Genomic DNA, 25,251 nt, shown 5'->3' with positions numbered 1-25,251 from the left:
TACCGCCAATGCCCGCCCAGAAAAGCTGTTTCGTGATCAGGTGTTGAACAGGAAGTGCATCACGTCGCCGTCCTTGACGACATAACTTTTGCCTTCTGCACGCATCTTGCCGGCCTCTTTGGCACCCTGTTCGCCATTGCACGCCACGAAATCATCATAGGCAATGGTCTCGGCGCGGATGAAACCCTTTTCAAAGTCGCCGTGGATAACACCGGCCGCCTGAGGCGCTGCAGTGCCCCTGCGAATGGTCCAGGCGCGGGCCTCTTTCGGGCCGACCGTGAAATAGGTTTCCAGTTTGAGCAGGTCGTACCCCGCACGGATCAGCCGATCGAGGCCCGGTTCTTCGAGCCCCATCTCTTCGAGGAACATCTGCGCCTCTTCAGGCTCCAGCAGACTGATCTCTTCTTCGATCTTGGCGCTGATGATGACATGGGCATTGCCCTGCGCCGCGGCCATCTCGGCCACACGCGCGGAATATTCATTGCCTTCGGCAGCGTCTTCTTCCGAGACATTGCAGACATACAGGACCGGCTTGGTGGTCAGCAACTGCAGCATCTTCCAGGCTTTTGCATCCTCGTCAGACACCTCGACCAAACGGGCGGGTTTGCCGCTTTCCAGCATCTCTTGCGCGGTGGCCAGCAACCGATCCTGCTGCTGCGCCTCCTTGTCGTTGCCCTTGAGCTTGCGCACGAGGTTGGCGCGACGCTTTTCGATGCTTTCCAGATCGGCCAGCATCAGTTCGGTCTCGATGGTCTCGGCATCGGCCACCGGATCGACCTTGCCTTCGACATGGGTCACGTCGCCATCTTCGAAACAGCGCAACACATGAGCGATGGCATCGGTTTCGCGAATGTTGGCCAGAAACTGGTTCCCCAGCCCCTCACCTTTTGAAGCGCCTTTGACCAGGCCTGCAATATCTACGAAGGTCATCCGGGTCGGGATGATCTGCTTCGACTTGGCGATCGCAGCTAACTTGTCCAGACGCGCATCGGGAACGGCCACGTCACCCACATTGGGTTCGATTGTGCAGAACGGGAAATTCGCCGCCTGCGCGGCCGCGGTCTTGGTCAGCGCGTTGAACAGGGTCGACTTGCCGACATTCGGCAGACCCACGATACCCATTTTAAAGCCCATGACGGCCTCCTGATGCCATTCGCGGGCTGCTTCTATGCGGGTCCGGTGCAATGCGCAAGGCACCTGCGGCTGCTGGCCCTGAGTCCAAACTGCAACATCACGAAAATGTAGGGAAAACGTGTGCTTGTTGACATTGAACACGAGAGAATAGTGTCAAACTTTAACTTTGTAACGAATATCAACAGCGAACATCCCCATGAAAAACCTCCTTTCAAGCGCCGCTTTTCTGGCTTTTTCAACAGCCGCGCAGGCGCAGTCGGTGATTTTCGGCGCCGGCTACGCCGACTATTCCGACAGCAGCTCGATTGACCAGGCGATCTTTTCCCTCGAATACCAGCACCGGCCATTTCACGAGGCCACCCGCTTCAGCGCTGCGCTGGGGGCCGCGCTGTCGGTGGACGAGGATGGAAACACACATATCGGCGCCGGGGTGATCGGGGTCTATTCCTTTGCCGACAGATGGTTCGTGGAAGGCAGCGTGATGCCGGGTTTCTACAGCGAAGCCAACGAATTGAACGATCTGGGCGGGAGCTTCGAAATCCGAAGCCTTTTTGGGCTGGGCTACACGTTGAACAACGGCAATGACATATCGTTGGCCGTGACCCACAAATCGAATGCCAGCACGCAAGAGGAAAACCCCGGCGTGAACGCGCTCTTGCTGCGGTATCACCTGAACTTCTGATCCCACCGCTCAGGACGGGATTGATTTTCGGCCAAAGTTTCTGCACATCAGGTCCAAACCTGTATGCAAGGATCGTCCATGACCCGTATCGACGCCAAGTTCGCCGCCCTTAAAGCCGAGGGGAAGAAGGCCTTTGTCGCCTATATCATGGCCGGGGATCCCGACTATGACACCTCGCTTGAGATTTTTCGGGGCCTGCCGGCGGCCGGCGTGGACGTGATCGAACTGGGCCTGCCCTTCACCGATCCGATGGCGGACGGCCCCACCATTCAGGCGGCGGGTCAACGGGCGCTGGACGGCGGCATGACGCTGCAACGCACGCTGGATCTGGCCAAGGCGTTCCGGGAAACCGATGACACCACCCCGATCGTACTGATGGGCTATTACAACCCGATCTACAGCCGCGGCGTGGACAAGTTCCTGGCCGACGCCAAAGAGGCCGGCATCGACGGCCTGATCGTCGTCGACCTGCCGCCCGAGGAAGATGACGAGCTGTGCCTGCCCGCGCAGGCGGCCGGTCTGAACTTCATCCGGCTGGCGACGCCCACCACGGATGACAAGCGGCTGCCGCGAGTGCTGCAGAACACATCGGGCTTTGTCTATTACGTCTCGATCACCGGCATCACCGGCGCGGCCGAAGCCGAGGCAACCGATGTCGGCCCCGAGGTCGCGCGCATCAAGGCGGCGACTGATCTTCCGGTGATAGTGGGGTTCGGCATCAACACGCCCGAGAAATCACGTGCCATCGCCAGCGTTGCTGACGGGGCGGTCGTCGGCTCGGCCATTGTCAGTCAGATCGCCGCCGGCAAACCCGTGGCCGAGGTTCTGGACTTCGTGAAATCGCTGGCAGACGGCGCCCACAGCGCCTGAGGCCAAAAATCCCAAACGGATTGCAACCGCTGCAGGCCGCACGCCTGCGGCGGTTTTTCTTTGCGCCCATGACCCATATGACCACATGCACAACTGGCCGTTGCGCCGCGGCGGAAGAATTGGTAAAGAAACCTAACCAATCTGCAGAAGGGCGCGGCCATGCCTGTCATTACCAATATCGACGACCTCAAACGCATCTATGAACGCCGGGTGCCCCGGATGTTCTATGACTATGCCGAAAGCGGCAGCTGGACCGAGCAGACCTTCCGCGACAACAGCTCGGACTTCCACGACATCCGCCTGCGCCAGAAGGTTGCGGTGGACATGTCCGGCCGCTCGACCGCGTCGCAGATGATCGGACAGGATGTGGCCATGCCGGTGGCCCTGGCGCCCGTGGGCCTGACCGGGATGCAGCATGCGGATGGTGAAATGAAGGCCGCCAAGGCCGCGCTGGATTTCGGCGTGCCCTTCACGTTGTCGACCATGTCGATCAACTCGATCGAGGATGTGGCCGAGCATACCGGCGCGCCGTTCTGGTTCCAGCTGTACACCATGAAGGACGAAGATTACGTCCGCCGCCTGATCCAGCGCGCCAAGGATGCCAAATGCTCGGCCCTGGTCATCACCCTGGATCTGCAGATCCTCGGCCAACGGCACAAGGACCTGAAGAACGGCCTGTCGGCCCCGCCGAAACTGACGGCCAAAACCATCGCCAACCTGATGACGAAATGGGCCTGGGGCATCGAGATGCTGGGCGCGAAACGGCGCGAGTTCGGCAATATCGTGGGCCATGTCGAGGGCATCTCGGACGCCTCATCGCTGGGCGCGTGGACCGCCGAGCAGTTCGATCCCAGCCTCGACTGGAAGAAGATCGAGAAACTGATGGAGCAATGGGGCGGCAAGGTGATCCTGAAGGGCATCCTGGACCCCGAAGACGCCAAGATGGCGGCCAAGTTGGGCGCCGACGCCATCGTGGTGTCGAACCACGGCGGGCGGCAGTTGGATGGCGCGCTCAGCTCGATCCGGATGCTGCCACGGATCATGGATGCGGTGGGCGGCGACGTCGAAGTGCATCTCGACAGCGGCATCCGCTCGGGGCAGGACGTGCTCAAGGCGCTGGCGCTGGGGGCCAAGGGCACCTATATCGGGCGCGCATTCGTCTACGGGCTGGGCGCGATGGGCCAAAAGGGCGTGACCACCGCGCTGGAGGTGATCCAGAAGGAACTGGACACCACCATGGCCCTGTGCGGCGAACGCAACGTGGCCGATCTGGGGCCGCACAACCTGCTTGTCCCGCAGGACTTCTGCGGCCGCTGGCAGGAATGACGCGGAAATCGTTTTTACCCCTTTCCAAACGGCCGGATTCGGTCTAAGGACGCCGCTTCACGCGGGGTGACAGCCTTGGAGGCACCCTGCCCTAACATTGGAGATTTATCATGGCTGGTGAGATTCCTGATCTCGTAGCTCTGGAACGGACGGGGACGGGCAAGGGCGCCGCTCGTCAGGCACGCCGCGACGGCATGGTTCCGGGCATCGTATTTGGTGGCGAGAAAGACCCGCTGCCGATCCAGATTCCGTTCAACGAACTGTTCAAGCGCCTGAAGGCAGGCCGCTTCAAGTCGACGCTGTGGAACCTGAAGGTCGAAGGCCACGAAGACGTCCGCGTCATCTGCCGCGACGTTCAGCGTGATGTCGTCAAGGACCTGCCGACCCACCTGGACCTGATGCGTCTGCGTCGCACCACCAAGATCGCCCTGTACATCCCCGTCGAATTCATCAACGAGGAAGAGGCCCCCGGCATCAAGAAGGGCGGCGTTCTGACCGTTGTCCGTCCCGAGGTCGAGCTGGTCTGCACCGCCGGCGACATCCCCGAAAAGATCACCGTCGATCTGACCGGTCTGGAAATCAACGACGTTGTCACCATCTCGTCGGTTGACTTGCCCAACGGCACCAAACCGACCATCGACCGTGATTTCGTGATTGCGAACATCTCGGCACCGACCGGCCTGGCGTCCAGCGACGATGAAGAAGGCGAAGGTGCAGAGGAAGTCGCAGCCGACGAAGTTGAAGTCGTAGGCAAAGACGAAGAATAAATCCGGATCCTTCGGATTGGAATTTGAAGCGGGGCCTCGTCCAGGGCCCCGTTTTTCTTTGAACGACCGGCTGGCACTGGAAAGGCATCTCGTGCAATTCTGCGCCGGACCGAAACGCACAAGGAATTCGCGATGAAGCTGTTTGTCGGATTGGGCAATCCGGGCGCAAAGTATGCCCGCAACCGGCACAATATCGGTTTCATGGCGGTGGATGCCATCGCCAGGGATCATGGCTTTGGGCCATGGCGTTCGAAATTTCAGGGTGAAATATCCGAAGGAATGCTGGGCCGAGAGAAGGTCCTGCTGCTGAAACCCATGACCTTCATGAACCGCTCGGGCCAATCGGTCGGCGAGGCCATGCGGTTCTTCAAGCTCGACTCAACCGATGTGACCGTTTTCCATGACGAACTGGACCTTGCACCCGGGAAGGTTCGCGCCAAGGCCGGTGGCGGCCATGCCGGGCATAACGGCCTGCGGTCGATCCACGACCATATCGGTGCCGCGTATGACCGTGTCCGGCTGGGGATCGGCCATCCCGGACGCAAAGAGCTGGTTTCGCCCTATGTTCTGGGCGATTTCGCCAAGGCCGACGCCGACTGGCTGGACGATGTTCTGCAAGGTGTTGCAGACGGGGCGGTCCATCTGGCTGCGGGCGATGCGGCCAAGTTCATGAACGCCGTGGCGCTGCGAACAGCGCCACCGCGCAGTTCCACCACGACGCCCAAATCCGAAACCAAGACCTCTCCTGCCCCGCAAGCCGAGACGCCAACGCCCGATGACCGCACGGCGATGCAGAAGCTGTTGGACAAGTTCCGATAGCGGCAAAGACCTTCCGCAACGTAGCAATTGCAGAATTTCCGTCATCACGATCCAATGCCGCCAAACGGGAGGAAAATCATGAAAACAGGTCTGAAGTGGCTGCTGCGAATCGTCCTGACGCTGGTCTTGGCCGCTGCAGTTGTCGGTTTCTGGAAGCGCGAGGAAATCCAGCGCCTTCTGGCGGTGAACTCTCTGTTTTCCGAAGAAAAGATCGTTCAGAATTTCTCTCACATGGACGCGGCGTTTCTGACTGTCGACCTCCCTCGCGGGAATGGTCCCACTTGGGACCTGCCCTATGGAGCTGAATTCGACCTGCCCGCCGAGACGCAGGACTGGATCGAAGAGCGCGCCGTCACATCGCTGCTGGTGATGCAGGATGGGCAGATCCGGTTCGAGGAGTATTTCCTGGGCACATCGCCAGAGGACCGCCGGATCTCGTGGTCGATGGCCAAAAGCTATTTGTCCGCTCTGTTCGGCATCCTTCTTGAGGAGGGCGCCATAGCCTCGCTGGATGATCCGGTCATCAAATATGCCCCCAAGCTGCAGGGCAGCGCCTATGAAACAGCTACGATCCGCAACGTGCTGAACATGGCCAGCGGTGTGACCTTTGACGAAGACTATCTGGACCCGAAATCCGACATCAACCGTATGGGTCGGGTCGTCGCCCTGGGGGGCGAGTTGGATGACTTTGCGGCCTCGTTGAAGGACAGTTTCGCGGCACCTGGCGAGACCTGGCAGTATGTTTCCATCGATACCCATGTCATTGGAATGGTGATCCGAGGGGCGACGGGTCAAAGCGTCGCCGCATTGCTGGACGAAAAGATCCTGCAGCACCTCGGTCTTGAGCGGGACGGATACTATATCACCGACGGCGCAGGCGTCGCCTTTGTTCTGGGTGGCTTGAATTTCACGACGCGGGATTACGCCCGCTTTGGCCAAATGATCCTGCAGAACGGCGTGCGCGATGGGCGCCAGATCGTTCCGGCCGACTGGATTAAGGAATCCACCTTGCCAAGCGCGCCGACCGAACCCGGAAAGATCGGCTACGGATATCAGTGGTGGATCCCCGTTGGCGCCCATGACGGTGAGTTTCTGGCACGCGGTGTTTATGGCCAGTACATGTATTTCGACCAGTCGCGCGGCGTGCTGATCGTAGCCACGGGCGCTGATCGGAAGTTCCGCGAGCCCGGTGTTAATGAGCAGAACATCGAAATGTTCCGCAAGATCGCGCAAAGCCTGTAAGGTGGCTGCATGCAAAAGCAGGACAGCATAAATGTTCTGGGCGGCGTGCTGGCTCCGTGTTCACGAAAGCCCCTGACCGGTTTTTTCCGCGACGGGGCCTGCAACACCTGCCCTGAGGATCGCGGCAGCCACACGGTCTGCGCTGTGATGACGGCCGAGTTTCTGGCCTATTCAAAATATGTCGGCAACGACCTGAGCACGCCACGGCCCGAATTCGATTTCCCGGGCCTGAAGCCTGGCGACAGCTGGTGCCTGTGTGCCGCGCGGTTCATGCAGGCCCATGACGAAGGCTGTGCGCCAAAGGTCCATCTTGAGGCGACTCACCAGCGCGCATTGGAAATCGTGCCGCTGCACGTTCTGACCAGCCACCGCGCAAACTCCGAACAGTGAACCGGGAATGAAAAACCCGGCACGGTTGAAGCGTGCCGGGTCTTGTTCTTTGGGCAGCCCTCAGGTTGCGTCGCGACCCTCGGTATCAGACATGTCGAAGTTCAGATACTTGGCGACTGTTTGCACATCCTTGTCGCCACGTCCGCACATGTTCATGCAGATGATGTGATCCTTTGGCAGCTCCGGCGCGATCTTCATGACATGCGCCAGCGCGTGGCTGGGTTCGAGCGCAGGGATGATCCCCTCGGTCGCGCAGCACAGCTGGAACGCCTCAAGCGCCTCTTTGTCGGTGACCGAGACATACTGCGCGCGCCCGATATCGTGCAGCCAGGAGTGTTCGGGGCCAATGCCCGGATAGTCGAGCCCGGCCGAAATCGAGTACCCCTCGAGGATCTGGCCGTCGTCGTCCTGCAGCAGATAGGTACGGTTGCCGTGCAGAACACCCGGCCGACCGCCGGTGAGAGAGGCGCAATGCTCCATCTTTTCGTTGACGCCCTTGCCGCCCGCTTCGACGCCGATGATGTTGACCGATTTGTCGTCGAGGAAGGGATAGAACAGCCCCATGGCGTTCGAGCCGCCACCGATTGCCGCGATGATCGTGTCCGGCAAGCGACCCTCGGCCTTCATCATCTGTTCCTTGGCTTCCTTGCCGATGATCGACTGGAAGTCGCGCACCATCGCCGGGTACGGATGCGGGCCGGCCACCGTACCGATGCAATAGAACGTGTCGCGCACATTTGTTACCCAGTCGCGCAGCGCGTCGTTCATCGCGTCCTTCAGGGTGCCGCGGCCCGAGGTCACCGGAATCACCTCTGCCCCCAGCAAGCGCATGCGGAACACGTTGGGCGCCTGCCGCTGGACATCATGTGCGCCCATGTAGACCACGCATTTCAGACCGAACTTGGCGCAGACCGTCGCGGTGGCGACACCGTGCTGCCCTGCCCCGGTCTCGGCGATGATCCGGGTCTTTCCCATGCGGCGCGCCAAGATGATCTGGCCCAGCACGTTGTTGATCTTGTGCGCGCCGGTGTGGTTCAACTCGTCGCGCTTCATATAGATCTTGGCGCCACCCAGATGTTCGGTCAGGCGCTCGGCGTGATACAGGGGCGACGGACGGCCCACGTAGTTGGCCCACAGATCGTCCATCTCGGCCCAGAAACTCGGGTCGGTCTTGGCCTTCTCGTATTCCTCCTCCAGCGACAGGATCAACGGCATCAGAGTCTCGCTGACGAAGCGTCCGCCGAAAATGCCGAAGCGGCCGTTTTCATCCGGGCCGGACATGAAGGAATTGAACAGATCATTGGCCATGGTGGTCTCCATCGTCGTGCCTGTTGTTATTAGGAGGTGCCGGCGGGATTTGCCATCGCAAATCGCACTATTCCGCCGCGGTACTGCCGTTCATCCAGATAGTCAGCGCCTGTTCCCGGGTCGGAATGGCGATGCAGGCAAAGTGACGGAAGTGGTAGGTATTGGTCAAACGTGGGGCAGCTTGCATCACCCCTCGGTGCGGGTTCGACTGGGCAAAGGTCAGCATGGCTTCGACGTCATGCCAAACGCTGAGCGAGAAATACGCGCCCTCATGCGAAAACACTTCGGCATGGAGGCACAAGGGATCGCCCTTGGCCTGGCGCAAGGCCTTGCCCGCACGCCAGAAAAACTCGGGCCCATGGTACCATCGCTTCAGTGAAACCGCGCCAATTGCAGCCAGCATCCCGTATTCTCCCCTTTGAGAAGGATACGCAAGCGCGTTCTGGTCAGATCACCGTGCCGCCTCAATAAATGAGCGGATCAGGCCCGGATCCTTGACGCCCGGGGCGCTTTCCACGCCCGATGCCACGTCCACCTGCTTTGCACCGGTCATACGGATCGCCTCGGCTACGTTGTCCGGGTTGAGCCCCCCCGACAGCATCCACGGCGTCCGCCAGTATTTGCGACCGGCGAGCAGACGCCAGTCAAAAGGCAAACCGTTGCCGCCGGGTAGCTCAGAGTTCTTCGGCGGTTTGGCGTCAACCAACAACTGATCGGCCACGTCCGAATACAGGTCTATTGCGGCCAAATCCTCGGCTTCCGCCACTCCAATCGCCTTGATCACCGGCAAGCCGTAGCGTGATTTGACCTCGGCCACGCGCTCGGGGCTTTCGGCGCCATGCAGCTGCAGCATGTCCAGTGGAACCCCCGCGACGATTTCATCCAACTGCGCGTCGCTGAAGTTCACCACCAAGGCCACCTTGGCTACGCCGACCGGCACGTCACTGGCCAGCGCCGCTGCCTGGGCAATCGGTGCATAGCGTGGAGACTTGGGAAAGAAATTGAACCCAATGTAACGCGCACCTGCTTCAACGGCGGCACGCACATGCTCGGGTGCGGTCAAGCCGCATATTTTTACGCTGATCTCGGAAGACATCGGCTCTCAGCTGGCCTCGTCCAGAAGGGCAAGCACATCGTCCTGACCTTCGTTCTGCTTCTTCTTGAGCTTCTTGACCTCGCGCTCGAGCTTCTTGACCTCGGTCTTTTTGACGGTGGCGTCCTTGCGGTGCTTGTGCTCACGCAGCCATTCCCACAGAAAACCGATGACAAGGCCGGCCACGATCCCGCCAAGAACCACAAGAAACAACGGCAGAGAAGTAGCCAGATTGAAGCCAAGCAAGTCAGACAAAGCGTCCGGCATCAACTGCAACTGAACCATCTGGCGATTGGCCAGCGAGACCGAGACAAGGACGATCCCCAGGACCGCAAGAAAACCGTATCGAATGTAGCGCATCATGAGATCACGCTTTACCGTTCAAACGATCCCTTAGCAACTTGCCGGTCTTGAAAAACGGCACGCACTTTTCCTCGACTTGAACCGTCTCGCCAGTGCGTGGGTTCCGGCCGACCCGCGCATCCCGTTTCTTGACCGAAAAAGCTCCGAAGCCCCGCAGTTCGACACGGTCACCGCGCGCCATCGCGTCTGTGACTTCCTCGAATACGGTATTCACGATCCGCTCGACATCACGTTGGTACAGATGTGGATTTTCGTCGGCGATTTTCTGAATCAGTTCTGAACGGATCATGCGTGCTACCCTCCCAGGTCACCGTGTCATCTCGTCTACTGGTTTGGTCAGTATAGGAAAAAACGGTGCCGGGTGGAATGTAAACTCTGTGTGTCCGGGGTGCATTTTCCAAGAAAGCACCGGAAAATCGCCTGTAGAGACGCGAATCCGGCGGTTCATGCCTGCACCTATCACCGAATAACTCGCAAAACCGGAACACATTGATTCGCAAAAGAAACGGCCCCGCTCGGGATGAGCGGGGCCGTCTGAGTGTTCAAAACTGCAAGTCTGGCTTAGTCGCCGGACTTCAGCGCTGCGCCAAGGATATCGCCCAGCGATGCACCCGAGTCGGAGGAACCGTACTGTTCCACGGCCTCTTTCTCTTCGGCGATTTCGCGCGCCTTGATCGACAGGCCCAGACGGCGGGTCTTGCTGTCCACGTTGGTGACGCGGACGTCGACCTTGTCACCGACCGAGAAACGCTCGGGGCGCTGTTCGGCACGGTCTCGGCTCAGGTCCGAACGGCGGATGAAGGACTTCATGCCTTCGTACTCCACCTCGATACCGCCATCTTCGATCGCGGTCACTTCGACGGTGATGACCGAGCCACGCTTCACGCCGCCCACGGCTTCGGCGAACTTGTCACCGCCCAGGGCTTTGATCGACAGCGAGATCCGCTCTTTTTCGACGTCAACTTCCGAGACAACCGCCTGAACGACGTCGCCCTTGCGGTAGTTCTGGATGGCATCTTCGCCACGCTCGTCCCACGACAGGTCGGACAGGTGAACCATGCCGTCGATGTCGCCTTCCAGGCCGATGAACAGACCGAATTCGGTGATGTTCTTGACTTCGCCTTCGACCTGCGTGCCCTCGGGGTGCGTTTCTGCAAACACTTCCCACGGGTTGCGCTGGGTCTGCTTGAGGCCCAGAGACACGCGACGCTTGGCGCCGTCGATTTCCAGAACCATGACGTCGACTTCCTGGCTGGTCGAAACGATCTTGCCGGGGTGGACGTTTTTCTTGGTCCAGGACATCTCGGACACGTGCACCAGACCTTCGACACCGGGCTCCAGCTCGACGAACGCGCCGTAGTCGGTGATGTTGGTGACGCGACCCTTGTGCACCGAACCCAGCGGGTACTTGGCGCCAACCAGATCCCACGGATCTTCCTGCAGCTGCTTCATGCCCAGGCTGATGCGGTGGGTTTCCTTGTTGATCTTGATGACCTGAACCTTGATGGTCTCGCCGATCGTCAGGATCTCGGACGGGTGGTTCACGCGGCGCCATGCCATGTCGGTGACGTGCAGCAGGCCGTCAACGCCGCCCAGATCAACGAATGCACCGTATTCGGTGATGTTCTTGACGACACCCTCGACGGTCTGACCTTCGGACAGGTTGCCGATGACTTCGGCACGCTGTTCGGCACGCGATTCTTCAAGGATTGCACGACGCGAGACAACGATGTTGCCACGGCGGCGGTCCATTTTCAGGATCTGGAACGGCTGCTTCAGACCCATCAGCGGGCCAGCGTCGCGCACGGGGCGAACGTCAACCTGGCTGCCGGGCAGGAACGCAACTGCGCCACCCAGATCCACGGTGAAGCCACCTTTGACGCGACCAAAGATAGCACCTTCGACGCGCTGGTCGTCGGCATATGCTTTTTCCAGACGGTCCCATGCCTCTTCACGGCGGGCCATCTCGCGCGAGATGACCGCTTCGCCACGGGCGTTTTCTGCGGCGCGCAGGTAGACTTCGACCTCGTCGCCAACAGCGATTTCAGGAGCTTCGCCGGGATTTGCGAATTCTTTCAGATCGACACGGCCTTCCATCTTGTAGCCTACGTCGATGATGGCCTGGCCCGCTTCGATCGCGATGACCTTGCCTTTGACAACCGAACCCTCTTCGGGGGTGTCCATTTCGAAGCTTTCGTTCAGGAGGGCTTCGAATTCCTCCATGGATGCGTTAGCCATGTGGCGTTGTTTTCCTTTACATAACGTTTTTGCTGGCCGAGCGGTTGTCTCCGCCGGTCTTGTTTCATGATGTCCTCTGGCGTGACCCGGTGCGCATCTGGCTAAACAAACACAAAGGGCCGAGGAAACCCGGCCCTGCTCAGATACGTCGCCCAGGCGTTGACCGCCCTTGTTCAGACAGCGCGCGTATAGGCGGATTCTAGGCGCAGCGCAAGCAGAAAGGCCCATATTGCAAGCCGACGCAGAATTCCGCTTGCGTTTTCCGGGCCAGCTACTCCTCCCAAATCTGGGCATCCCTCAGCAGCATGGCCTGCTCGATCGCATTCAAACGCGCCAGTGCGTCGGCCGGGGCCTTTGCCCCACCGGCTGCCTTCCAAATCTTGAGGGCCGAGTTCGGACTCCAAGGCAAGCAGGCATTCGCAAGCCACTGACGCAACTGAGGCGGAAGGGTGTCATAGGCCTGCATCGCGGGACGTTGCCGTCTCCGGCGGTTCAGGCGGCTGCGCAGATTGCGTCTTTGATTGGTCATGGGCATCGACTGTACCAATGCGAATTTCCAGAGCGGGAACTGGACCGGACGGAATGGGTTGGGGAAACGTCCCAACTGATATGTTATGTTATTACGTAACATATTTTTGTTGCGCAACCCCGGATTGAGGTCAAAAAAGGCAGGGTTCTGCAACCCTGCCCTCAACCATTTCGAAGCTCTCAATATTAGCCGAATCCGGGAGACCTAGAACAGTTGCAGGTCTTTCTTGCCGCTTTGAATCTCGGCCAAGTTCGGCATGTTCTGGATGATCACCGGTTCGGGTGCCGCACCCGGCATCGGAACGGTCGGCTGTGCCGCCTTGGCCATCGCAAAGGTGGGTTGCTTGAGCTCTCCGCGAATGTCGCGCAGAAGGGTTTTGTGATCCGGCATCGCTTTCAGGATCTGCGCAAGGTCCACTTTCGCGCCCTTCCACCATTGGAACCAGATGTCCTTCCGCAATGGTCGAATGCGATCACGAATTCCAGTGCCATACCCCGTATCATAGACCTGCTTGCCCAGCAGAACCGTCTGATAGACGCGATGGTCAAACAGCGTTGCAAACTCGACATCGTGCTGCATCGGAAGGCGGTTCTTCCAAAGCTCGAGGTTTTCAGCAAGCCTGTCCGGCACCTTCATCTCGGTCCGCGCGTCGATCCAGTATTGATCATCGGTGCGATTGTTCAGCTTGTAATGCAGGCAAATGAAATCCAGCACTTCGTCATAGAGCTTGTTCATCTGACGATTGTACCTGTCCCTCAATGAGGGTTCGATATCGCGGGTCGGCAAATGCTCGGCGAACCAGCGCACAGCATGGTCGACCATATGGATCGCAGTGCTTTCAAGCGGCTCGATGAACCCACCGGCCAGCCCGATTGCAACGCAGTTCTTCACCCACGCATTGCGAACGCGCCCGATCCGCATGGGGATCACCCGCGGCGTCGCGCCTTTGCCGCTGTCACCCAGCCACTCCAGATATTCGTCCGCCGCTTGATCATCCGTCCGGTGCGCGGATGAATACACGTATCCCGTACCCACACGGTTGTAGAGAGGCACGCGCCATGTCCAACCAGCGCCAAGTGCAGTCGATCGCGTGACGCTTTCGATCTTCCGCGGATTGGGGTGCTCGATCTGCAACGCCATGGCACGGTCGTTCGGCAGATAGTCCGAATAATCCATGAACGGCTCGCCCAGTGCCTGATTGATGATCAGGCCGCGGAAACCGGTGCAGTCCACGACCATTTCGATATCGTGGCGGCCTGCACGCTCAAGCATCAGATGGCTGACATTGCCCTGTTCATTCAACTCGACCGACTGCACCTCGTCGCGGATATGTTCGACGCCACGTTGCGTACAGACCCTGGTCAGCATGCCAGCGAATTTTACGGCGTCCAGGTGATAGGCATAGCCAAACCGCTGCTCGAATTCGGGTTGCCCCAGAAGCCGCGCGCCCTTGCACAGCCGAGCCAGGTCATCATGCGGCGAGATGGACTGAGTGAAATCCCGGTCCCCGTTGCCAAACCGAAGGAAGTATTCGGCGGCCTCGAGGCCCTCCAGCATCTGGCCATGGGCAAATGGGTTCACATAGTCGATGCGTTTTCCCTTTGCGTCCTTGTTCCAGTTGCAGAATTTGACGCCCAACTTGAACGACGCATTGGTTTCGCGGAAAAAGTCTCGCTCGGAAATTCCGGCCTGCCGGAGCGTGACCGGCATACGCGGTACGGTCGCTTCACCAACGCCGACCGTGGCGATATTCGGGCTTTCGATCAGGCAGATGCGCGGACGATCCTTTGGTGCTGACGTGCGCGAAAACACCATCTCGAGAAGCAGCGCCGTCATCCAGCCGGCCGTACCGCCACCCACGATGGTGATTTTTTGCAAACGATTATTCATATTGTTATGTCCCTGTTGGCTGTGAGGATTATGCGGCCGCCTGCCCGTTTTGCCGGGCCTCGGTGGCGACCTCCCCTTATCGCTGAGGGAAACTATAGCAGCTTTCCGGCATCCAGCTAGGGCCAATGGCGGCATCAAGTGGGCCCAAACGGGCGCCTCTGCCAAAGCAACGCATGGTCACGGCCTGTTTCCCCGGCACCTAACGGCAAGCAATGACGGATGAACCTTCCAAGGCAGCCTCAGATGTCCTCGCCTTTCTTCAGAAGATCGTCGATCAGTTCGCGTTGCAGATCATGGCTGTCCCCACCGCCGAACTCCGCCGCACCTCCGGAATAGAGAGTGCCATAGGTCAGGGCGATATTGACGGTCTGCGCCAGGCCCGAGATCAGTTGATCCTTGTTCAGCCGTGACAGCGGGTGGATGAACACGGCCCACAAGGTACCGTTGGCGATCGCATAGCGCGCGTCCAGCGTGCTGTCGAAATTGGCCTGCATCATGCGCTGCAAGTCTTCGGCCGAAAGCTCTGAGGTTCCGCTGATCGCCACCATTGCCCGCATCCGGTCTGCATGCACATCAGTAACAACCAGTACCGGAACATCCGAAATCGTCATGGTAAAGCCCGGACCCTGCGGCTCGGCATCGGGGTCGAGGGCAAAGATGATCTTGCCCAGTCTCTCGTAGGTCATTGGTGCCTCGGCTTCCTGTGCCAACGCATGGCCGGCCAACAAAACCCAGATCAAGGCAAATCGGATCATCCGCTCTCTCCACCATAGACGCGTTCAGCCTAAGCGGGGACTGATCAACTGGCCAAACACAGCTTGGTGAGCCGGTTTGGCTGGCTCTCGGCAAGTGCGAACGATCTGCAAGGTTTTCCGTTCGCGCTGCGATTACGCGTCCGCACGCCCGCATTTATCTGTTCAGCACGGGTCGGCGCGCGTGCCGGCCACAACTGAACACGAAAGGAACACACAATGAAATCTGTTGTACTCAGCGCCCTTGTCGCCGTCCTGCCGATGATCGCCGCACCGGCTTTTGCGGCGGATGAGATCAATGTCTCGAACGGGATCTCGGCCGGCGGTGCGCCGCTGGCTGCTCACGGGGTCGATCTGGTGGCGCTGGTCACTGAAGGCAACCCGGTGGAAGGGTTCGCCACGCATTCGGCCACCTATAGTGGCGCGTCCTACTACTTCACCTCGGCCGAGAACCGCGAAGCTTTCGAGGCCAACCCCGAGGCATACCTGCCGCAGCACGGCGGCTTCTGCTCGTATGGTGTTTCCGTGGGCAAGAAGTTCGATGGCGATCCGGATCAGTACCTGCTGGCCGATGGCAAGCTGTATCTGTTTCTGAACGCGGCAACCCGCGCTAAGTTCCTCGAAGACGTGTCCGGCACCGCCAAGACCGCGGATGACCAGTGGGCGAATATCAAGTCGATTGCGGTCGGCGAACTGTAATCGGACTGTCGCCAAGCGCTGTCCGCGGTCTCACCTTGCCGCGGGCAGCTTTCCTTGAATAACCGCGACCGCCTTTTCCAGCGCGGCCTCGATGCTCAGGTCCGAAGTGTCCAGAATTACGGCATCGTCGGCCGGTTTCATCGGGGCCGTGCTGCGTTCGGCGTCTCGCGCGTCGCGCTCGCGGACATCGGCCAGAACCTGCGCGCGCGTTATTTCCGCGCCTTTGTCAGCCAGTTCCAGATAGCGTCGCTCGGCGCGCACTTCGGGGCTGGCGGTGACGAATAGCTTCACCTCGGCCTCGGGGCAGATCACCGTGCCGATATCGCGCCCGTCCAGCACCGCGCCGCCGGCCCGCCGGGCAAAGCTGCGCTGGAAATCGACCAGAGCTGCGCGCACCTCGGGGATCACGGCCACTTTCGACGCCGCCTGCGCGATCTCGGCTGTCCGCAGGTCGCCCTGATCCAACTCCTCGGCCGTGAGGGACCGCGCCGCCTCGACCGCGTCGGTGCCGTTCAACGTGCGTCGGCCGACCGCGCGGTACAGCAGCCCTGTATCCAGATGCGCCAGCCCGAAATGCGCAGCCACGGCCCTGGAGATCGTGCCCTTGCCCGCAGCGGCCGGGCCGTCGATGGCGACGGTAAAGCTCATGTGCGCTCGACCTTGGCGCCCAGGCCCTTCATCAGCGGCTCGAAGATCGGGAACGAGGTCGCGATGGGGCTGCCGTCATCGACCGAGACGGCCTCTTGCGCGCCCATGCCCATCACCATGAACGACATGGCGATGCGATGGTCCAGAAAGCTTTCGCAGATGCCGCCGCCGGGCACGCCGCCGATGCTCAGCCCGTCGACCGACCACCAGTCATCGCCCTCGTCAACCGTGACGCCGTTGGCCCGCAAGCCACGCGCCATGGCGTCGATGCGGTCGCTTTCCTTGACGCGCAGTTCCTTGACGCCGCCCATCATCGTCTTACCGGTGGCGTTGGCCGCAACCACCGACAGCACCGGATATTCGTCGATCATCGAAGCCGCGCGTTCGGGCGGGACGTCGATGCCCTTCATGTCGGGCGAGTAACGCGCGCGCAGGTCGGCGACCGGCTCGCCGCCTTCCTCGCGCATATTCTCATAGGTCAGATCGGCGCCCATCTCGCGCAGCGTCGTGAACAGGCCGGCGCGCGTTGGGTTCAGGCCGATGCCCGGCACCAGAACGTCCGATCCCGGCGTGATCAGCGCCGCGCAGACCGGGAAGGCCGCGCTGGAGGGATCTCGCGGCACGGCGATCACCTGCGGTTTCAACTCAGGCCGGCCGGTCAATGTGATGACTCGGCCTTCGTCGGTGTCCTCGACGGTGATTTCGGCGCCGAACCCGGCCAGCATTCGTTCGGAATGGTCACGGGTGGCTTCCTTCTCGATCACCACGGTCTTGCCGGGCGCGTTCAGGCCAGCCAGCAGAACGGCAGATTTCACCTGGGCCGAAGGCACAGGCACTTCGTACCAGACCGGCACCGGATCGGCCGCGCCGACGATGGTCATGGGCAGACGCCCGCCCGAACGGCCCACGGCCTGTGCCCCGAACAGGGCCAGCGGATCAGTCACTCGGGCCATCGGACGTTTGTTCAGGCTGGCATCGCCGGTGAAGGTCGCGCTGATCGGGCTGGTGGCCATCGCGCCCATGATCAGTCGCACGCCCGTGCCCGAGTTGCCGCAGTCGATCACCTGATCCGGCTCGGCAAAGCCGCCCACGCCGACGCCATGCACCGTCCATTCGCCATTCCCGTGCGAGATCACCTCGGCCCCGAAGGCGCGCATCGCCTTGGCGGTGTCCAGAACGTCTTCGCCTTCCAGCAGGCCCGAGATCCGGGTCTCGCCCACGGCCATCGCCCCAAGGATCAGAGAGCGGTGCGAAATCGACTTGTCGCCCGGCACTTCGGCTGTGCCGGTCAGCGGGCCGCAGGGATGCGAGGTCATCGGGATGGGCGTGCCGTGTCCGGACATGAGGGCTCCTTTTGCGCTATCAGTGCCCCTGCCGATTAGCGAATTGGCGCCGCAGCGTCCAGCCGCAATCACCCGTTGCGGCGGAAGGTCAGGTAGTGCGGCGTGCGGCCTTCACGCAGGGCCTTCTGCTCGTAGCGGGTAGAAATCCAGTCGTCCCACGGCTTGCGCCAATCCTCGGGGCCCTCGGCCAGCCATTCGAAACCGGCGCGGGGCACCTCCTCGAGCGTCTGGCGGACATAGTCCGGGATGTCGGTCGCCACGCGGAAAATCGCGCCGGGTTTCAGCACACGCGCCAGCGGGTCCAGATGCTCGGGCGTCACGAAGCGGCGGCGGTGGTGCCGCTTTTTGGGCCACGGATCGGGATAGAGCAGAAACGCGCGCGAGATACTGGCATCGGGCAGCACGTCGAACAGGTCGCGCACATCGCCGGGATGTACCGCCAGGTTGGTCACTTCGGCCCGGCGGATCTTGCCCAATAGCATGGCCACGCCGTTGATGAACGGCTCGGCCCCTATGATGCCGATATCGGAGTTCTGCTGCGCCTGATGCACCAGATGCTCACCACCGCCGAACCCGACCTCAAGCCATACCGGCTTGCCGCCGAACAGCGGGTCCAGGTCGATCAGGGTGCGGTCGGGGTTGCTGTCCCAATCCACCGCGCCCGGCGACAGGGCGGCCAGGTCCTCGGACAGATAGGTCTTTTGGCTGGGCTTCAGGGTCTTGCCCTTGAAGCGGCCATAGAAGTTTCTGCGGGGGCGTTCGGGTGACTGGGTGCTCATGCCGGTGCCCTTACTGCGGTGGGGTTTGCGTTGCAAGGGGAGGGCCGTGCCGGAGGGGCGACCTTCGAAACGAAAAATGCGCGCCACATCGGACGCGCCTTGCCGTGTTTGATTTCCCGGTGCTGGCTCAGACAGCCTTTTTCAAGGCCTCAACCAGATCGGTCCGCTCCCAGCTGAAGCCGCCGTCCGCATCCGGCTCGCGCCCGAAGTGCCCATAGGCCGCCGTGCGCTGGTAGATCGGCTTGTTCAGCTGCAGGTGTTCGCGGATGCCGCGCGGGGTCAGGTCCATCACCTGTCCGACCGCCTTCTCGATCTCGGCGTCGGCAACCTGTCCGGTGCCGTGGGTGTCAGCGTAGATCGAAAGCGGCTTGGAAACGCCGATCGCATAGCTCAGCTGGATCGTGCAACGCTCGGCCATGCCGGCGGCCACGACGTTCTTCGCCAGATACCGCGCGGCATAGGCCGCCGACCGGTCGACCTTGGTCGGGTCCTTGCCCGAGAACGCCCCGCCGCCGTGCGGGGCCGCACCGCCATATGTGTCGACGATGATCTTGCGCCCGGTCAGACCAGCATCCCCGTCCGGGCCGCCGATGACGAACTTGCCGGTAGGGTTCACATGCCATTCCGTCTGGTCGCTCAGCCAGCCATCGGGCAGAGATTCGCGGATGTAGGGCTCGACGATCTGGCGAATATCGTCCGAGGTCAGCGCCTCATCCAGATGCTGGGTGGACAGCACGACCGAACTGACACCGACTGGCCGCCCGTCACGGTAGATCACCGACAGCTGCGATTTGGCATCGGGACCCAGAGCGGGCTCAGACCCGTTCTTGCGCACTTCCGCCAGACGGCGCAGGATGGCGTGTGCATATTGGATCGGAGCCGGCATCAGGGCTGGGGTTTCGCTGGTGGCATATCCAAACATGATGCCTTGGTCACCGGCGCCTTCATCCTTGTCAGCGGACGCATCGACCCCTTGGGCGATGTGTGCGGACTGCTCGTGCAGCAGGTTCGTCACCTCGACCGTTTCGTGGTGAAACTTGTCCTGCTCGTAACCGATGTCCTTGATGCAAGCGCGGGCAATCTCTTCGATCTTGCCCATGTAGTCGTGCAATTTTTCCTGATCCGACAGACCGACCTCGCCGCCGATGACCACCCGATCGGTGGTGGCAAAGGTTTCGCACGCAACGCGCGCTTCGGGCTCTTCGTTCAGAAAGGCATCCAGGACCGCATCTGAAATTCGGTCGCACACCTTGTCGGGATGCCCTTCGGAAACGGATTCCGAAGTGAAAATGTAGTTCTGTCGGGACATGAAAGCGCTCCATTAAGATTTCCCCGTCACGCCAGGAAGCCGTTGTGACAGGCATTCGACGGGATACGCCCGAAGAAACAGGGGGTCAATCGGTAATTATGCCCTGCCAAACCGAACGTTGCGCCCAAACAGCAGCAGAAGCACCAACAATAGCCCAAGCGTCGGCCCGTCGCCGGTTCGCGCATACAGTGTCGGAGGCAATGGCGCCGGAAGATGAGCATCCACGAAACCCGCCTGTCCCAAAGGCAGGGAGGCGATTACGTTGCCATAGGGATCGACCATCGCCGAAACACCGGTATTTGCCGACCGCGCCAGCGGCAGACCCTGTTCGATGGCCCGCATCCTTGCCTGCGCCAGATGCTGGAATGGTCCTGTACGGGTTCCGAACCAGGCATCATTGGTTATCTGCAGAAGGAAATCCGGACGCTGCGGCGCCGCCGAAACATCCTGCGGAAAGATCGCCTCGTAGCAGATCAGCGGCAGCGCCAGACCCAGCTTGCCGGCGTTCAGCATCGCCGCTCCGGGCCCGGCACTGAACCCGCTTCCGGTGGTCGCGGCCATACCGTGGATTCCTAACCTGTCCATCAGATCGCCAAGGGGAACATACTCGCCGAAGGGCACCAGATGATGCTTGTCGTACAGGCCGGTCTGACGCCCCTGCTCGTCGAGGTAGATCATCGAGTTGTAGATGCGCGGCCCGTCTCCGCGTTGGATACCGAGGATGACGGGCGTTCCCTGAGCGGCCTCGGCAATCGCTTCCAGATAGGGACCCGCACTGCCCAGCCACGCCGGAACCGATGTCTCTGGCCATACGATCAGGTCGGGGCGCGGATCGGCGGCAGTGAATTCAATCTGTCGAGCAAAAAACAGCGGGGCAAAAGAAGGGTCCCATTTCTGCTCTTGCGGCGCGTTGGGCTGGACCAGACGAACAATATGACCGGTCTCTGCAACCCTCGGGCGGTTGCTGGCTTGAACCAGCGCCAAACCGGCAAAGATGCCAACTGCCACGACGGGCCAAAGAAACGCCTTGCCGTTGCGAGGACCGGCGACGGCAGCGCCCAACGGCAGGGCAAGCAAAAAGGTCGCGGCCCCAAGGCCATATGGACCAACCCATGCCAAGAGTTGCCCGGCCGGGGCATCCACCCAAATCTGTGCCATTCCCGCCCAAGGAAACCCGGTCAGAACGTAGCCGCGCGCCATTTCAACCAGCGACAGGGTCAGGGCCAGAACGATGACCTTCCGCGGCCCCACCTCTCGGGTTCCGCGCGCGAGCCAAAAAGCAAACGCCCAGAACAAGGCCAAGCCAGCAGCCATGAACACAAGCGCAAAAGGGGCCATCCAGGCATAACGCTCAGCGTCGATCTGAAAGGGCTCGATGATCCAGCTCAGGGCATTGGCGAAGTAACCGGTTGCGAAAGCCCAGCCCACCCATGCCGCGCGAGCGCGCGTGGCACTGGCCAGAAACAACGGCGCGACGGATGCAAGCGCAATGCAGGTGATTATCCAATAGCCATACGGCGCCAAGCCAAAGGCCGCCAACGCGCCGAGTATCGCGGCCAGTACCACGCGCAGCCAATGCGGCCACCGTAAGGCAGGATTCATGCAGCCATATCCGGCAGCATCACCCGCAGGCGCTTGATGCGCCGCGGATCCGCGTCGATAACCTCGAACTCGGGGCCTTCGGGATGCAAAACCACCTCACCGCGGGCTGGAACCCGCCCCGACAGCATGAAGACCAGCCCGCCCAGGGTCTCGATCTCTTCCTCGTCCACATCCTCGTGGCTGGTCAGCGACCGGCCGATTTCGGCCTCGAAGTCCTCGAGCGGTGCCTTGGCCTGAACGATATAGCACCCTGGCTTTTCTTGCACCCACAGCTGATTTTCGTCGGCGTCATGCTCATCGGCGATTTCTCCGACGACCTGTTCGATCAGATCTTCGATCGTGACAAGCCCGTCGACGCCACCATATTCATCGATCACCAAGGCCATGTGGCGACGCTCGGTCTGCATCTTGGTCAGCAAAACACCGATCGGCATCGAAGGTGGAACGAACAGCAGCGGACGGAGCATCGAGATCAGATCGAATTCCGCCGACCCACCGTTGAACCCATGCGTCAACGCAAAATCCTTGAGGTGAACAAAGCCCAGCGGCGTGTCCAGCGTCCCCTCGTAGACCGGTATTCGCGACAGACCGCTATCCCGGAAGACCTGGGCCAGTTCCTCCTTGGTGATGGTCGAAGGCACTGACACGATGTCGGCGGAAGGAATTGCCACATCCTCGACCCGCATGCGCCGCAGATTGATCATGCCGCGTGGCTGAGGGGTCACGGCCTCATTCCCGTTCACGACGACTTCGGCGTCATCCTCGGCGGAAGAAAAAGCATCAAGAATACGAGAGAAAAGCCCGCTTTTTTCTTTGGTTTCATCGCTGCTCTGCGAGTGCGCGCTCTGCGCCGCTCCAGAACTGCCGTCAATATCGCCCATTTTCCTATTCCAATAGATCGGGCACCAAGGCCCACATTACTCATTATATGGGTCATCAATACCCATTTTGCCAAGTATCTCGACCTCGGCACGTTCCATCAAAGTGGCGTCAAGGTCACGAATGTGATCATAACCCAGCAAATGCAACACTCCGTGAACCAGCAAATGGGTCACGTGGTCATCCATGGATTTCCCGGCTTCCTGAGCCTCGCGCCAGCAAGTGTCATACGAGATCGCGATGTCACCAAGCGCGATGTCACCCGTGAAATCCGGCTGGGGCACCAGCGGTGTGCCACCGGGCTGATCCGCAGCAAGGTCCTCAGCGGGCCAGCTCAGCACATTCGTCGGCGCAGGTTTTTCACGAAATTCAGCGTTCAACTCGGCAATCCGGGCGTCGTCGCAGCCCAGAACGCTGACTTCGCACAAATCGGCATCCACACCGCAATGCGCCAGCGTCGCGGCCACGGCCCTGCGCGCCAACGGCTCAAGACCCTGCCAGCGCGGGTCTTCGATCGTGATTTCCAAGTTCATCTCGTGACGCTCCGAGGCCGATTTGCCCGGGCCCGACGGTTCAACCCGTTTCCCGGCCCGAGTCGGCCTCATACGCCTCGATGATTGCCGCGACAAGCGGATGGCGCACCACGTCCTTGGATGTGAAGTAGTTGAAGCTGATATTAGGGATCGTCTTCAGCAGTCGCTCGGCATCCGCAAGCCCCGAAGCCACGCCGCGCGGCAGATCCACCTGCGACCGGTCGCCGGTGATCACCATCCGACTACCCTCGCCCAAGCGCGTCAGGAACATCTTCATCTGCATCGTCGTGGCGTTCTGGGCCTCGTCCAATACAACGAAGGCATTGGCCAGTGTCCGCCCGCGCATGAACGCCAGCGGGGCAATTTCGATCCGCTTTTCCTCGATCAACTTGGCCAGTTGCTTGCCTGGCAGAAAGTCATTCAACGCGTCGTATAGCGGCTGCATATACGGATCGACCTTGTCCTTCATGTCGCCAGGCAGATAACCCAGCTTTTCGCCAGCTTCGACGGCTGGGCGGCTGAGGATGATTCGATCCACATGTCCGCCGATGAACATCGACACACCCACAGCCACGGCAAGGTAGGTCTTGCCCGTTCCCGCCGGGCCGATGCCAAAGGCGAGTTCGTTGTTGAACAGCGACTGCACATAAGCCTTTTGCGCGTCAGTCCGGGGTTCGACCAGCTTTTTGCGGGTCTTGATTTCGACAGTTCCACCCTTGAACATTTCAAGCTGGTCGCCATCACGCGAGCCGGTTCCGGCTTCGGAATTGCCCATCCGCAATTCGCGATCAACGTCGGCAGCTTCGACGTCGCGCCCGCCTTCCAGCCGGGTGTAGAGAGCCTGCAAAACCTCGATCGCCTGCTTCTGAAGCTCGTCTTCGCCCATGACGACCAGTTGGTTGCCGCGGCGCACGATCTGAACGGACAGTTTCCGCTCGATCTCGGCCAGGTTGCGGTCGTATTCGCCGCAAAGATCAATCAACAATCGGTTGTCAGGGAATTCAACAAACGCCTCGTTCGCGGGCATTTCATCTTGCGGTGGGGTAAGGGCACCGATGGCCAATCCGTTCTCCTGTCTTGGCGTTGTCACCCCAAGCGTAGACAACAAGAGTCGGTCGGCGCAAGCCACAGATTCAAAAATCTGAGCAACTGATCGCAAATCGGTCAGGCGGAAAGGAATTCACGGCCCGGCGCAATGAAATCTCAGGCCGGAATCCGCCCTTGGGATCAGAACTTGTAGTTCAACCCGACGCGAATCCCCTGGTAGCTGGGCGTGGATTTGGTCGAGAACCCCGAGCCAAAATCGACGACCTTCGACTGGAACTGCACATATTCGAATTCGCCGGTGACGGACCAATTGTCGTTCAACTGATGCTCGGCCCCGATGCTGGCAACGAATCCGTTGCGTCGGTCATCGCTTGCGAAAGACTGAGTGGTGCCGCCGCTGGACAGGCTGTTGGTCGTTTCGATTTCACCCTGAACGAACCCGACGGTAACGAAATACAGAACCGAACCGCTGGGGTTGGTCAGCCCGTTCTTGAACCGCAGCGACAGCACATCCGATATCTCGGAACCTCCCTGAACGGTCGTGGTGCCTATCTGCGTGGTGACACTGTCATCCAGCGAAGCGAAATCGTACCCGATCTCGAAACCGTAGACGTAATCGCGCCCGCCACGGGCAGGCAGAACACCGCGCCAACCGCCCCGTATCCCGCCGTAGGCACCGCTCAGGTCAAGTTTGCCGATGGGAAAGGTGCCCGCATTGGTGGCCAGCCCGAACTGGTCTGTTCCACCCGATCCATACCCGGCGCTGAACCCCAGATAGAAGGCGCTGACGTCTTTGGAATAACGCTCCGGCCCCAACACGACCGGATCGGAAACGGCGCCGTCCAAATCCCCCGCATGAGTGGGAATACCTGCGCTGGCGGCCAGCAATAGGCCGGCCAGAACACGGCCCGCCCCTGTTTGTCGAATACCTGCCTGACGTGTCACTCGTACCCTCCATTGCGGTGCCCGGGCGACCGGAAGCCCCGCCGATGTAAAGCCCGAAGGCCAC

Annotated in this window: 27 protein-coding genes and 1 riboswitch; of the genes, 8 read left to right on the top strand and 19 right to left on the bottom strand. The window is 60.6% G+C overall.

The annotated features are described in order from the left end of the window. Positions 1-36 precede the first annotated feature (36 nt). Positions 37-1,134 carry a redox-regulated ATPase YchF gene (gene ychF / locus ACR0EF_RS01045; RefSeq protein WP_170357094.1) on the bottom strand — a complete coding sequence of 366 codons (1,098 nt, stop codon included), beginning with the start codon at positions 1,132-1,134 and terminating at the stop codon, positions 37-39. Positions 1,135-1,330: 196 nt separating this feature from the next. Between ychF and ACR0EF_RS01040 the strand changes: the two genes are divergently transcribed. The 7 genes from ACR0EF_RS01040 to ACR0EF_RS01010 all read left to right on the top strand — a co-directional run bounded on the left by ACR0EF_RS01040 (position 1,331) and on the right by ACR0EF_RS01010 (position 7,230). Further along, positions 1,331-1,816, top strand: a complete 486-nt coding sequence (locus ACR0EF_RS01040; RefSeq protein ID WP_170340476.1) for an acyloxyacyl hydrolase — start codon at positions 1,331-1,333, stop codon at positions 1,814-1,816. A 78-nt stretch (positions 1,817-1,894) separates the two neighbouring features. Beyond that, complete coding sequence (gene trpA, locus ACR0EF_RS01035) at positions 1,895-2,686, top strand: tryptophan synthase subunit alpha (RefSeq protein ID WP_170371743.1); 792 nt, start codon at positions 1,895-1,897, stop codon at positions 2,684-2,686. Positions 2,687-2,845: 159 nt separating this feature from the next. After that, the gene (locus ACR0EF_RS01030; RefSeq protein ID WP_170340472.1) at positions 2,846-4,012 is read left to right on the top strand and encodes an alpha-hydroxy acid oxidase; all 1,167 of its coding nucleotides are present in this window, start codon (positions 2,846-2,848) and stop codon (positions 4,010-4,012) included. A 110-nt stretch (positions 4,013-4,122) separates the two neighbouring features. Next, positions 4,123-4,779 (top strand): 50S ribosomal protein L25/general stress protein Ctc, encoded by a 657-nt coding sequence (locus ACR0EF_RS01025; RefSeq protein WP_170369719.1) that lies wholly within the window; start codon positions 4,123-4,125, stop codon positions 4,777-4,779. Positions 4,780-4,911: 132 nt separating this feature from the next. Next, positions 4,912-5,598 (top strand): aminoacyl-tRNA hydrolase, encoded by a 687-nt coding sequence (gene pth, locus ACR0EF_RS01020; RefSeq protein ID WP_170369721.1) that lies wholly within the window; start codon positions 4,912-4,914, stop codon positions 5,596-5,598. A 78-nt stretch (positions 5,599-5,676) separates the two neighbouring features. Next, on the top strand, positions 5,677-6,840 hold the full coding sequence (locus tag ACR0EF_RS01015) for a serine hydrolase domain-containing protein (RefSeq protein ID WP_170369723.1): 1,164 nt from the start codon (positions 5,677-5,679) through the stop codon (positions 6,838-6,840). A 9-nt stretch (positions 6,841-6,849) separates the two neighbouring features. Then, positions 6,850-7,230, top strand: coding sequence for a DUF2237 family protein (locus ACR0EF_RS01010; protein WP_170364903.1), 381 nt, complete (start codon positions 6,850-6,852; stop codon positions 7,228-7,230). Positions 7,231-7,290: 60 nt separating this feature from the next. Here the strand turns inward: ACR0EF_RS01010 and trpB are convergent, their stop codons facing one another. The 9 genes from trpB to ACR0EF_RS00965 all read right to left on the bottom strand — a co-directional run bounded on the left by trpB (position 7,291) and on the right by ACR0EF_RS00965 (position 15,406). Beyond that, positions 7,291-8,538 (bottom strand): tryptophan synthase subunit beta, encoded by a 1,248-nt coding sequence (gene trpB / locus ACR0EF_RS01005; protein ID WP_170339902.1) that lies wholly within the window; start codon positions 8,536-8,538, stop codon positions 7,291-7,293. 67 nt (positions 8,539-8,605) lie between these two features. After that, positions 8,606-8,941 (bottom strand): hypothetical protein, encoded by a 336-nt coding sequence (locus ACR0EF_RS01000; RefSeq protein WP_170357088.1) that lies wholly within the window; start codon positions 8,939-8,941, stop codon positions 8,606-8,608. A 48-nt stretch (positions 8,942-8,989) separates the two neighbouring features. Beyond that, the gene (locus ACR0EF_RS00995; protein WP_170371745.1) at positions 8,990-9,634 is read right to left on the bottom strand and encodes a phosphoribosylanthranilate isomerase; all 645 of its coding nucleotides are present in this window, start codon (positions 9,632-9,634) and stop codon (positions 8,990-8,992) included. Between the two features lie 6 nt (positions 9,635-9,640). Then, positions 9,641-9,991, bottom strand: coding sequence for a lipopolysaccharide assembly protein LapA domain-containing protein (locus ACR0EF_RS00990; protein ID WP_170340535.1), 351 nt, complete (start codon positions 9,989-9,991; stop codon positions 9,641-9,643). A gap of 7 nt (positions 9,992-9,998) precedes the next feature. Beyond that, the gene (gene ihfB, locus ACR0EF_RS00985; RefSeq protein ID WP_050603110.1) at positions 9,999-10,283 is read right to left on the bottom strand and encodes an integration host factor subunit beta; all 285 of its coding nucleotides are present in this window, start codon (positions 10,281-10,283) and stop codon (positions 9,999-10,001) included. 272 nt (positions 10,284-10,555) lie between these two features. Next, a complete protein-coding gene (rpsA, locus tag ACR0EF_RS00980) occupies positions 10,556-12,232 on the bottom strand; it encodes a 30S ribosomal protein S1 (protein ID WP_170340458.1) in 1,677 nt (558 codons plus the stop codon). A gap of 271 nt (positions 12,233-12,503) precedes the next feature. Beyond that, positions 12,504-12,761, bottom strand: a complete 258-nt coding sequence (locus ACR0EF_RS00975; RefSeq protein ID WP_254429900.1) for a DUF6525 family protein — start codon at positions 12,759-12,761, stop codon at positions 12,504-12,506. Between the two features lie 204 nt (positions 12,762-12,965). After that, positions 12,966-14,651 carry a tryptophan halogenase family protein gene (locus ACR0EF_RS00970; RefSeq protein WP_170371747.1) on the bottom strand — a complete coding sequence of 562 codons (1,686 nt, stop codon included), beginning with the start codon at positions 14,649-14,651 and terminating at the stop codon, positions 12,966-12,968. Between the two features lie 239 nt (positions 14,652-14,890). Further along, positions 14,891-15,406: a hypothetical protein gene (locus tag ACR0EF_RS00965; protein ID WP_170371749.1), complete on the bottom strand. Its 516-nt coding sequence runs from the start codon at positions 15,404-15,406 to the stop codon at positions 14,891-14,893. Between the two features lie 216 nt (positions 15,407-15,622). Here ACR0EF_RS00965 and ACR0EF_RS00960 point away from each other — a divergent pair, with 216 nt between their 5' ends. Then, the gene (locus ACR0EF_RS00960; protein WP_170371751.1) at positions 15,623-16,102 is read left to right on the top strand and encodes a YHS domain-containing (seleno)protein; all 480 of its coding nucleotides are present in this window, start codon (positions 15,623-15,625) and stop codon (positions 16,100-16,102) included. 30 nt (positions 16,103-16,132) lie between these two features. Here ACR0EF_RS00960 and cmk read toward each other — a convergent pair whose 3' ends face one another. The 9 genes from cmk to ACR0EF_RS00915 form a co-directional block, all read right to left on the bottom strand. Continuing rightward, entirely contained in the window at positions 16,133-16,750 is a 618-nt protein-coding gene (gene cmk / locus ACR0EF_RS00955) for a (d)CMP kinase (protein WP_170371753.1), read from the bottom strand. Beyond that, positions 16,747-18,093, bottom strand: a complete 1,347-nt coding sequence (gene aroA, locus ACR0EF_RS00950) for a 3-phosphoshikimate 1-carboxyvinyltransferase (RefSeq protein WP_170371755.1) — start codon at positions 18,091-18,093, stop codon at positions 16,747-16,749. Before aroA ends, cmk begins: the two co-directional genes overlap by 4 nt. A 68-nt stretch (positions 18,094-18,161) precedes the next feature. Further along, positions 18,162-18,872: a tRNA (guanine(46)-N(7))-methyltransferase TrmB gene (gene trmB / locus ACR0EF_RS00945; protein WP_170371757.1), complete on the bottom strand. Its 711-nt coding sequence runs from the start codon at positions 18,870-18,872 to the stop codon at positions 18,162-18,164. 127 nt (positions 18,873-18,999) lie between these two features. Beyond that, positions 19,000-20,181, bottom strand: coding sequence for a methionine adenosyltransferase (metK, locus tag ACR0EF_RS00940; RefSeq protein WP_170371759.1), 1,182 nt, complete (start codon positions 20,179-20,181; stop codon positions 19,000-19,002). Between the two features lie 5 nt (positions 20,182-20,186). After that, positions 20,187-20,235, bottom strand: a riboswitch (SAM-SAH riboswitch). Positions 20,236-20,277: 42 nt separating this feature from the next. Then, on the bottom strand, positions 20,278-21,783 hold the full coding sequence (lnt, locus tag ACR0EF_RS00935) for an apolipoprotein N-acyltransferase (RefSeq protein WP_170371761.1): 1,506 nt from the start codon (positions 21,781-21,783) through the stop codon (positions 20,278-20,280). Next, on the bottom strand, positions 21,780-22,664 hold the full coding sequence (locus tag ACR0EF_RS00930; protein ID WP_170357079.1) for a hemolysin family protein: 885 nt from the start codon (positions 22,662-22,664) through the stop codon (positions 21,780-21,782). The genes lnt and ACR0EF_RS00930 overlap by 4 nt, the downstream gene beginning before the upstream one ends. A 36-nt stretch (positions 22,665-22,700) precedes the next feature. Further along, a complete protein-coding gene (gene ybeY, locus ACR0EF_RS00925; RefSeq protein ID WP_170371763.1) occupies positions 22,701-23,195 on the bottom strand; it encodes an rRNA maturation RNase YbeY in 495 nt (164 codons plus the stop codon). Between the two features lie 40 nt (positions 23,196-23,235). Next, positions 23,236-24,258 (bottom strand): PhoH family protein, encoded by a 1,023-nt coding sequence (locus ACR0EF_RS00920; protein ID WP_093964591.1) that lies wholly within the window; start codon positions 24,256-24,258, stop codon positions 23,236-23,238. A gap of 164 nt (positions 24,259-24,422) precedes the next feature. Next, positions 24,423-25,187 (bottom strand): outer membrane protein, encoded by a 765-nt coding sequence (locus ACR0EF_RS00915; protein WP_170369740.1) that lies wholly within the window; start codon positions 25,185-25,187, stop codon positions 24,423-24,425. Positions 25,188-25,251: the final 64 nt, after the last annotated feature.

The organism is Ruegeria sp. CG8 (assembly GCF_056537165.1).
The sequence above is the reverse complement of the archived record's forward strand: the minus strand, read 5'-3'. Positions and strand labels throughout refer to the sequence as shown.